Raw genomic sequence first — 10261 nt, 5'->3', positions numbered from 1 at the left:
GAACCCCGCCGCCCGCCACCCCCGTCGGGCGGCGGGGCGCGGCCCGAGGAGACGAGGCCCCATGCCCCGCACGATCCTGTCCTGGCGTCGCACCCGCGCCCGGCTGCTCGTCCCGATGGCCGCGACCGCCCTGCTGGTGGGGGCCGGAGCCGCGACGGCGCCGGCCACGACCGGCCCGGCGGTCGATGCCACGACCGGCGCCGCAACGTCGGCCACCGGGTCCGCCGCGACCGGTCACACCTACCAACTCACGCTGCTGACCGGTGACGTCGTCGTGCTGCACGTCGCGCCCGACGGCCGGCAGGCGGCGTGGGCGCAGACGAACGCCACCGCGCGGGCGCCCCGGTTCGTCGAGCGCGACGGCCACGTGCTGGCGCTGCCGGACGAGGCCGTCCCGTACGTGCAGGACGGCGTGGTCGACGAGCGGCTGTTCGACCTCACGTACCTCGCCGAGTCGGGGTACCACGACCTCGCCCGCACCGACCTGCCGCTGGTGGTGGCCGCGCCGGACGGTCCCGGGATCCGCAGCGTGCCCGAGGCGCCCTCGGGCACCCGGGCCGAACGCCCCCTCGCCAGCATCGGCGCCCTCGCGGTCAGCGCCGCGAAGGACGACGTGCGCTCGGTGTGGGAGGACGTCGTGGCCGGCGAGGTCGGCCGGGTCTGGTTGAACGGCCGGGTCGAGGCGACGCTCGACGAGAGCGTGCCGCAGATCGGCGCCCCGGTGGCGTGGGAGCAGGGGCTGGACGGCACCGGCAGCACGGTCGCCGTCCTCGACACCGGCTGGGACCCCGCCCATCCCGATCTCGAGGGCCAGGTGGCCGGCGCGCGGAACTTCACCGAGGACGCCGACCCCGAGGGCCAGACCGCGGTCGACCGCCAGGGCCACGGCACGCATGTCGCCGCGACCGTCGCCGGCACCGGCGCGGCGTCCGGCGGCATCCACCGCGGCGTCGCGCCGGGCGCCGACCTGCTGATCGGCAAGGTGCTCGGCGACGACGGCTCCGGCTACGAGGACTGGATCATCGCCGGCATGGAGTGGGCGGTCGCGCAGGGCGCCGACGTCGTCAGCATGAGCCTGGGCACCGACTGGGCCAGCGACGGAACCGACCCCATGAGCCTGGCCGCCGACCGGCTCAGCGCCGAGTCCGACGCGCTGTTCGTCATCGCCGCGGGCAACGCGGGGCCGGCCGAGGGCACCGTCGGCTCGCCCGGAGCGGCCACCTCCGCGCTCACCGTCGGCGCCGTCGACAAGCAGGACCGCGCCGCCGCGTTCTCCTCGCGCGGCCCGCGGGTCGGTGACGGCGCCGTCAAGCCGGAGGTCGTGGCGCCGGGCGTGGGCATCGTCGCGGCACGGGCGGCCGGCACCTCGCTGGGCAACCTGCTGGACGAGCACTACACGTCGCTCAACGGCACGTCCATGGCGACGCCGCACGTCGCAGGCGCGGCCGCGATCCTGGCGCAGCAGCACCCGGACTGGGACGACGAGCAGCTCAAGCAGCGGCTGGTGTCGTCCAGCCTGCCGCTCGACGACGAGCCGGTCTCGTTCCGGGGCGCCGGCCGGGTCGACGTGGCCGCGGCGGTGGGCGAGACGGTCACCGTCGACCAGGGCGTCGTCGACTTCGGCCAACTCGCCATGGACGCGCCCGCCGTCAGCCGCACCCTGACCTACCACAACCCGACCGACCGGCGGGTCACGCTGCGCATCAGCGCAGACGTCACCCGGCCCGGCGGAAGCGGCCACGGCCGGCCGGCGATGCGCGTGCGCAACCCCGTCCTCAGCATCCCGCCCGGCGGCAGCGCCAGCACCCGCGTCGAGGTGTCGGCCGAGGCCAGCACCGGCGGCAGCTACAGCGGGCAGATCGTGGCCCAGGACCCGCGCGACCGCGACACCGCGGTCCACAGCGTCACGACGTTCAGCATCGAGCGGCCCGTGCACACCGTCACCGTCAATGCGACCGGCCACGACGGCGCTGCGGCCACCGGCCCGGTGGACCTGTGGAACATCGAGACCGGTGAGTCGGTGCGCAGGTTCATGCGCGACGGCACGGTCATCGCCGAGGTGCCCGAGGGCGACTACACCGTCGTCACCGCCATCGAGACCGAGGGACCCGACCTCGCCACCGACAGCGTCGTGCTCGCCGCCGAGCCCGAGCTCCGCGTCGACGGCGACCTCGTCCTGGCCTACGACGGGCGCGACGGCGAGCCGCTCGAGGCGGTGACCCCTCGCGACGGCGCGGACAACGGGTTCGACGTCATCTGGGAGCGCCGGGTCGGCGAGCTGTCGATCCGCGAGACCATCGCCCAGAGCTGGGGTGGCACCGACCTGTACGCGATCGAGTCCGATCCCGTCCGTACCGGCACGTTCGAGGTGACGACGGCCTGGCTGCGCACCCAGCCGCTGCTGGAGCTGAGCCTGGACGGCGAGCACCTTCCGGACCCGCGGCCGGCCACTCCGTCGGACCCGTACACCGGCTCGGCGAGCTTGCCGGTCGCCGACGCCGGCACCGGCACCGCGGCCGAGTTCGCCGCCGTCGACGCCCAGGGCGCGGTCGTACTGGTCACCCGACGTGGTGACAGCGCCGAGGCGACGGAACAGCTGGAGCTGGCGGCCGCTGCCGGCGCGGCGCTCGTGGTGCTGGTGGACAGCGGGCCGGGACCGTGGCTGCCGTCGTTCTGGACCGCGCCGCTGCCGGCGTACGCCGTCGACCGCGAGGTGGGCGCGCGGCTACGCGCCGCGCTGGCCGCCGATCCCGGGCTGGAGCTCGACGTCACCGGCCGCAGCGACGCCGAGTACGCCTACCACCTGGTCCACACGGAGGACGGCCTCCCGGACGGCGTCACCTACGAGCCGGACCACGACCAGCTGGCCACCGTCGAGTCGGAGTACCGGCAGGTCTCGGAGCGCCAGGGCACGCGCGAGGGCTGGATCCCGTTCACCGGCACCACCAGCTTCGGGACGACCCTGGGCCTGCAGCGCAACGGCCCGGTGCGCCGCACCGAGTACCTGAGCACCGACGGCGTCGAGTGGCAGCGGTTCGGCCAGCCGCACCAGGAGTTCCTCAACATGTACTGGACCTGGTCGGCCATCGAGCCGTACGCGCCCGGCAGCACCGGCGAGCAGGTCTGGTGGGGCCCGCTGACCGCCCCGGGCATGCCGGCGCTCACCGGCTCCGAGGAGTACGGCCTGCCCGCCGCCCGGTTCCGCGACGCCATCCGCGTGTCCGTCCCGCAGTACCTCTACGGCCCGTCGACCTACGGGTTCATCCAGGAGCAGATGGGCGACACCTCGGAACTGGTGCTGCGCCGCGACGGCGTCGAGGTCGGCCGGGCGGCGTGGTCGGAGGCGCAGTTCACCGTGCCGGGCGCCGCGGGCGACTTCGAACTGTCGCTCACGACGACGCGCGGGCCGGGCAACTTCTCCGACCTGTCGACACGCACGGAGACGACGTGGGGCTTCCGGTCCGCGCGGCCGGAATCGTCGGTGCGTGAGGTGCTGCCGCTGATCCAGCTCGCGTTCGGCCTGGAGACCGGGCTGTACAACGAGGTCCCGGCCGGGACGGCGTACCCCTTGGTCATCCGGCCCACGTACCCCGCGGGCGCCGACGGCCCGGGCGGGTTCACCGCGACCGCCGAGGTGTCGTTCGACGACGGCGTCAGCTGGCGGCCCGTGCCGGTGGCGCCCTCGGGCGACGACGTGCTGACGGCGCAGGTCCCGGCATCCGACGGCGGGTTCGCGTCAGTCCGCGTGAGCGTCACCGACGCCGCCGGCACCACCGTCCGCCAGGAGGTCGACCGGGCCTGGCGCATCGGGACGACGGACCCGGAGTAAGCCGCCCCTCAGCGTGCCCGGCAATGGGGTGTGCCACGTTGTCCCTCCCCAAGGCCCCCATTGCCGGGCACCGTCACGCCCGCGAGCCGACGCTTCGGTCCCACGTCCTCACTCGCGCTCTCCTCGCGCAGGCCGATCGACGTCAGTCGGTGGTGACTCGCAGGCTCAGCTCCATGTGGCCGTCCTCGAGCTGCATGGACATGCCGAACGCCTGCAGCGCCTCGATGGACTGCGTCTCGGCCTCGGTGAGATTGCCGCCGGCGGCCGCGAGGACGTGCTCCTCGATGGCGTCGAAGTTCAGGAACAGCACGGAGTCGGCCTCGGTGACGCCGCTGACCGCCGTGCGGTAGGCGTCGGTGTCGGCCAGGCCGCCGCCCTCGAGCAACTCTGCCGCGTAGTCCTCGGAGGTGGCCAGGACGTAGCCGTCGTCGGTGGTCTGCAGCGGCAGGTCGTCGAGGGGCAGGCCGGAGTCGGCGGCCAGACCCTGCACCCGCTCCCACAGGTCGGCGAACGCCTCGGGGTCGGTGACCACGCGCATGCCGAGGTCGATGCTGGAGAAGTCGCCGTACTGGGCGAGGCCCTCGAGGTCGAGGTCGCTCGCGTCGACGGCGACGGTGAGGTTCTCGCCCAGGGCGGTGGCGATGTCGTCGGGCAGCACGAGGCCGGTCTGGTCCTGCAGCTCGGCCAGCATCTCCTCGGCCTCAGGGACCGACGCGATGGTGGCTTCCCAGTTGTCGCGGATGTACTGGGCGGTGTTGTTGCTGCCCACGAAGAACGTGGTGGAGTCGGGCACGTCGGCCTCGACACCGCCGCCGCTCAGCGCCTGGTACGCGCTGCCGGTGACGACGCCGGCCAGCTCGGCGAACCGGTCGTCGAAGCGGACGGAGAAGGCGACGCTGCGGTAGGTCTCGTCGACGAGCTCGCGGGCCTCCTCGACCGACGGCAGGCCGTTGCCGGACGCGCCGGCGCCGATGCCGAAGGCGCTGGCCGAGCCGTCGAACGCGTCGAACATGGCGGTGCCGGAGAACCAGGCCGACGCGATGCCCTGCTCGCCGAGGAGGTCCATGGCCTCGGTGAACTCGGCGTTGTCGGCCAGCGACGAGTCCGCCGCGGCGGCCGCGTAGGCGTCGGCGTCGTCCTGGGTGTCGGTGAGCAGCAGGTAGCCGTCGACGTAGGCACGGCCGATGGCGCCGCCGTCTCCGGAGCCGCCGGACCCGCCGCAGCCCAGGATGCGGTCCATGGCGGCCGTCGCGTTCTCCTGGTCGCTGGCCTGCAGCGCGACGACGTAGCCGGGCTCGCCGGCGTCGCCCGACGGCGGGAGCATGGCGGCGCCGACGCGCTCGCCCACCCAGGGCTCGACGTCGGTGGCGAAGTCGATGTCGCAGCCGGTGGACGAGGCGAGCTCGTCGATGAACAGCTCGCGCAGGTCGACGTTCTCGTCGGTGATGCCGGTGGCCTCGGAGAACAGCGGGAACTTCTGCAGCAGCCGGAAGGCCTGGATCTTCTGCCCGGCGGACGGGTCGAGGTCGAGGCGGACGTAGCCGATGGCGTCGGCCGGCAGCACCTCGTGGGGCTGCGTGCCGCCGCCGTCGAGCGCCTGCCACGCGAACACGGCGCCGGACCCCGCGATCAGGACGGCCGCCGCGATGCCACCCGCGAGCAGGCCGCGGCGCTTGCGCGGCACGATGGCCGGCTCGGCGGCGGCACCGTCGAGGTAGGCCAGCGGCCGCGTCGGGTCGCTGGGCGGAGTGGCGTCGAACGGCGGCGGCGGCGGCGGGACCGGGCCGGGCTCGTGCCCCTCGGGACCCGTGGGCGGGCCTGGATACGACATGCTGACCTCCGCGATTCCCCCGTGGCGGCGGACCTGACGGCCGCCTTGCCGGGCCCATCGCCCGGTCGCGGGCTCAGGGTAGCGGAAAGTCCGGAATGTTGCCTTGTGGCAACGTGTACGGCACATGTCGGCCGCGCGGCCGCCCGGCCACCGGCTCGGGCCACCGTCCGGACCGCCGATCGGACCACCCCTGTTGAAGATGAGAACTGTTGTGGCAATGTCCCGGGGACTCGTCCATACCGCTCGTGAACAGTAGACTTGCCGAACGAACCTGATTCGCCCCGCCGTGGGGCGTTGGAGGAGAACGATGCAGGGAAACAACCCGATCTTCAGCCGGGCTGAGGGCTTCAACGGACGGCACGCGACCTATGACGCCGCCGCGCCGAGCGCTGAAGAACTACAGAACATGTACGCCGCTCCGTCGGCGACGCCCGTGCAGACCGGGCGGATGACCTACGACGACGTCATCATGAAGACCGGCATCACCTTCGCGGTGCTGCTCGTCGGCGCCGTCATCGGCTGGATGAACACGGGCCTGACGTTCATCGGTCTCATCGTCGGCCTGGTGCTCGGCCTGGTCAACGCATTCAAGCGCAACCCGTCGCCGGCGCTCATCCTGCTCTACGCGGGCTTCGAAGGGCTGTTCGTCGGCGGCATCAGCAACTTCTTCGAGAACACCGCCATCTCGGGGCGCCCGCTCGACGGCATCGTCGCGCAGGCGGTCCTCGGCACGCTCGGCGTGTTCGCGGCCGCACTGTTCGCGTACCGCAGCGGCCGCGTCCGGGTGACGCCGAAGTTCCGGCGCGGCGTCCTGATCGCGCTGGGCGGCTACGCGATCTTCAGCCTGGTCAACCTGCTGTTCATGTGGTTCGGTTCGTCCGACAGTGCCTTCGGCTTCCGCGACGGCTGGTTCGGTGTGCTGATCGGCCTGTTCGCGGTCGGCCTGGCGTCGTTCTGCCTGATCCTCGACTTCGACTTCATCGAGCAGGGCGTCAAGCAGGGCCTGCCGGCGAAGTTCGCCTGGACGGCGGCGTTCGGCCTCACCGTCACGCTGGTCTGGCTGTACCTCGAGATCCTGCGCCTGCTCGCCATCCTTCGTGGTGAGTGAGCGTCCGTAGGCAGTACCACCTGAGCACACCAGAGCGGCCCGCCCCCTGCAGTAGGGGGCGGGCCGCTCTCGTTGGTGTCCGCCCGGCCGACGGTCCGGGGCCGCGTTCGGGCGCGGGCGGACGACTGGGCGTCCGCCTCAGGAGCGCTGAAGGGCGCTGCTCAGCCGAAGTTGCGAGCAGCGCGGCGCAGGTCGGCCTCGTGCACGATGGCCGTGGCGTGGCCGTGGGCCAGGCCGTGCTCGTCGCGGAGCCACCTCACGCGATCGTCGAACCTCAGGAAGGACGGTCCGGCCTCCAAGGCCTTGAACCACTCCGGGAGTTCTCGTCCGGTGACGCTCGGAACCCGGGCGAGAAGATTGCGATGGGTTTCGTCGGAGTGGTTCAGGCTCATGGCTGCCTCCGAGGGCTATAGAGGTCTCCGTACATCGACTGTGCCGCAGGACTCCGCAGGGCACAACCCCTATGGGCAAGACCATCTGCAGATCGGACCCGCTCGTGATCAGCAACGATGCCGCAGGGCTCGCCCGCGAGCTGGATCTGGTCGGCCGTGACCTGCGCCGCCGTCGCCTCGGCGGAGCCGATGCCGGTACGGTCCACCGGCTGGCGCAGGCGCTCGCCGACGCCGCGGCCGATGCTCGCGGCGAGCCGCGCCGGCCGGTGCCGCGGCTGGGCGATCACGCGCTGCCCGACCAGGTCGCCGTCACCGGGCGGGACCTGCTCGACGCGCTGGCGGAGCATCCGGCCGAGGGGCGCCCGGCCGAACTGGACGCCGTCGCCGCCGTGCTCGCGGAGGTCAGGCGAGGCGCTCGAGGATGATCGCCATGCCCTGGCCGCCGCCGACGCACATGGTCTCGAGGCCGAGGGTGGCGTCGCGGGTCTGCAGCCCGTTGACCAGCGTCGTCATGATGCGCGCACCGGTGGAGCCGAACGGGTGGCCGAGCGCGATGGCGCCGCCGTGGACGTTCAGCTTGTCGTAGTCGATGCCGAGCTGGCGCGCGCTGGGGACGACCTGGGCGGCGAATGCCTCGTTGATCTCGACCAGGTCGATGTCGTCCATGGTCAGGCCGGCCCGGGTCAGTGCTCGCCCCGACGCCTCGACCGGGCCGAGTCCCATGATCTCGGGCGAGAGCGCCGACGCCGCCGTGGCGACGATGCGGGCCAGCGGCGTCAGGCCCAGCTCGCGGGCGCGGGTGTCGGACATGATGACGACCGCGGCGGCGCCGTCGTTGAGCGGCGTGCAGTTGCCGGCCGTGACGGTGCCGGCGGGCCGGAAGACGGGGTCGAGCGCGGCCAGCTTCTCGAGCGTGGTGCCCGGCCGCGGGCTGTCGTCGGTGTCGACGACCTGGCCGTCGGGTCGCGTGATGGGCGTGATCTCTCGGGCGAAGAAGCCGTCCTTGATGGCCTGCTCGGCCCGCGACTGCGACAGCAGGGCGAACTCGTCCTGGTCGGCGCGGGTGACGCCGACCGAGGTGGCGACGTGCTCGGCGGTCTGGCCCATCTGGATGTAGATGTCCGGCAGTCGTCCGTCCGCGCGGGGGTCGTGCCAGGTGTCGTTGGACTCCGCGTACCGGACGGTGCGCGCCTGGGCCTCGGCGAAGACCGGGTTCTGGGTCTCGGCGGGGTCGACTCCCGCACCGCCGAAGCCGACGTAGCGCGACACGCACTCGACGCCGGCCGACACGAACACGTCGCCCTCGCCGGCCTTGATGGCGTGGAAGGCCATGCGCGCCGTCTGCACCGACGAGGCGCAGAACCGGTTGATGGTCGCCGCGGGGACGCCGTCGAGTCCGAGCTGGACGGCGATGCGACGGGCGACGTTGCCGCCGTGCTCGTCGCGCGGCTCGGCACACCCCACGTAGAGGTCGTCGATGGTGTGCGGATCGAGGGCGGGGATCTGGTCGAGCGCCGCCCGGATGGTTGCAACGGCGAGGTCGTCGGGCCGCACGTCGACCAGCGAGCCCTTGAACGCCCGGCCGATGGGCGAGCGCGCGGTGGCGACGATGACTGCCTCGGGCATGGCGGGCTCCTTCGACCGGTGTTACTCGCGGGTAACCGTCAGCATACCGCCGACTGTCGGTGCGCACGCCTAGGGTGGACACCCACCCAACCGGGCGGGGTGGTCCACCCGATGGGCGGCACGCCCACCCTCACGGGCGGGCGGCGGGCACCCCACGCGCCGGCTCCGGCGGTTCTCGCCGCCGTCAGACCCGCCCGGTCGGGCCGAGGAAGCAGTCGCTGGGCGACCCACCCCGTGCCCGACGGTGTGAGATTGCTGCGCGATGCGGGTGGCGTTGCTGTCGCTCTGGCGACAGCAACGCCACACCGTTTCCGCACCGAACCCACTCCGTTCACGCAGGCGAGCCACGAGGCCCGCGCACCCAAAGTTGATCATGGAGAAGGTCAGCTATCCAGCGCCGAGCCCCGACCCTCCCCATGATCAACATGGGGTTGGTGTCTCAGGCACCCCCGGCCGGAGGCTGCCGCCGTCAGACCCGCTCGGGTGCGTCCGGGAGCGGCCGGCGACGGCGGTTGCGCAGCTGGACCCAGCGCCCGCGCGGGCCACGGGCCTTGCCGCCGACCGTGGCCGCCGCGACCTCGGTGCCGGCGTGGTCGGCGGCGGCGACCGCGGCGATCGCGATGGGCAGGACGCTGTCGCCGCGGACCATCTCAAGGGAGTCCTCGCCGGGCGCCCACAGGCCGAGCGCCCCGATGAGCGACGGCAGCGCGGCGGCGGCCGCGTGGGCGTAGCCGGCGGACGACGGGTGGAACTGGTCCTCGCTGAACAGCTCGCCCGGTGCGGCCGCGAACTCCGGGCCGAGGATCGAGCCGAGCGACACCGTCCGGCCGCCGGCCTCGACGACGGCGACGGTCTGGGCTGCGGCGAGCTGCCGGCTGGCGCGCCGGGCCAGCCAGCGCAGCGGCGGCCGGATGGGCCGGATGGTGCCGAGGTCGGGGCATGTGCCGACGACCACCTGGCAGCCGGCGTCGCGCAGCCGGCGCACGGCCCGGTCGAGCAGCGCCACGGAGTCGGTGAGTTTGACCTGGTGGGTGATGTCGTTGCCGCCGATGATCAGCAGCGCGACGTCGGGCGCGGCCACCAGCGCCTTGTCGAGCTGGTCGGCGAGGTCGGCGGTCTGCGCGCCGACCTGCGCGACCGTGGTCAGGGCGACCGGCCGGTGCGCGACCTCGGCCAGCCCCGCGGCCAGCAGCGCGCCCGGTGTCTCCTCGGCGGTGTCGACGCCGTAGCCGGCCGCCGCGGAGTCGCCGATGACGACGAAGGAGAGCGGCGGACCGTCGCCGGTGCCGTAGAGGCCGTCGGGGTCGGGCGGGCCGCCGAGCGGGCGCCCGGTGATGGTGCGCCGGGCCAGCTTCGCCTGCAGCCGGAGCAGTCCGTATCCGGCGGCGCCGAGCAGGCTCAGCCCGCCACCCCCGTATGCGGCAGCCGCGGCGAGACGTCGTGCCGTCCGAGCGCTCAGCATGCCGACCACCATT

At 73.3% G+C, this 10261-nt stretch carries 7 protein-coding genes; 3 read left to right on the top strand and 4 right to left on the bottom strand.

Annotated elements, in window-relative coordinates; all coding sequences use genetic code 11:
- Positions 1-61 precede the first annotated feature (61 nt).
- Positions 62-3829: a S8 family serine peptidase gene (locus tag HD601_RS03275; protein ID WP_184819292.1), complete on the top strand. Its 3768-nt coding sequence runs from the start codon at positions 62-64 to the stop codon at positions 3827-3829.
- A gap of 142 nt (positions 3830-3971) precedes the next feature.
- On the opposite strand, the gene HD601_RS03270 is transcribed toward HD601_RS03275, so the two are convergent.
- Entirely contained in the window at positions 3972-5660 is a 1689-nt protein-coding gene (locus HD601_RS03270; protein WP_184819291.1) for a DUF3352 domain-containing protein, read from the bottom strand.
- A gap of 307 nt (positions 5661-5967) precedes the next feature.
- Here HD601_RS03270 and HD601_RS03265 point away from each other — a divergent pair, with 307 nt between their 5' ends.
- Positions 5968-6768, top strand: coding sequence for a Bax inhibitor-1/YccA family protein (locus HD601_RS03265; protein ID WP_184819289.1), 801 nt, complete (start codon positions 5968-5970; stop codon positions 6766-6768).
- A 161-nt stretch (positions 6769-6929) separates the two neighbouring features.
- Here HD601_RS03265 and HD601_RS03260 read toward each other — a convergent pair whose 3' ends face one another.
- Positions 6930-7160, bottom strand: a complete 231-nt coding sequence (locus tag HD601_RS03260) for a DUF4287 domain-containing protein (RefSeq protein ID WP_184819287.1) — start codon at positions 7158-7160, stop codon at positions 6930-6932.
- Between the two features lie 104 nt (positions 7161-7264).
- Between HD601_RS03260 and HD601_RS03255 the strand changes: the two genes are divergently transcribed.
- Positions 7265-7585, top strand: a complete 321-nt coding sequence (locus tag HD601_RS03255; RefSeq protein ID WP_184819285.1) for a hypothetical protein — start codon at positions 7265-7267, stop codon at positions 7583-7585.
- Here the strand turns inward: HD601_RS03255 and HD601_RS03250 are convergent.
- Both HD601_RS03250 and HD601_RS03245 read right to left on the bottom strand, forming a co-directional pair.
- A complete protein-coding gene (locus tag HD601_RS03250; RefSeq protein WP_184819283.1) occupies positions 7563-8786 on the bottom strand; it encodes an acetyl-CoA C-acetyltransferase in 1224 nt (407 codons plus the stop codon). The genes HD601_RS03255 and HD601_RS03250 overlap by 23 nt on opposite strands.
- 469 nt (positions 8787-9255) lie before the next feature.
- Entirely contained in the window at positions 9256-10248 is a 993-nt protein-coding gene (locus tag HD601_RS03245) for an SGNH/GDSL hydrolase family protein (protein WP_184819281.1), read from the bottom strand.
- Between the last annotated feature and the right edge of the window lie 13 nt (positions 10249-10261).

This window comes from Jiangella mangrovi, assembly GCF_014204975.1.
Taxonomy (GTDB): Bacteria; Actinomycetota; Actinomycetes; order Jiangellales; family Jiangellaceae; genus Jiangella; species Jiangella mangrovi.
This window is presented reverse-complemented; position numbering and strand designations above follow the sequence as displayed.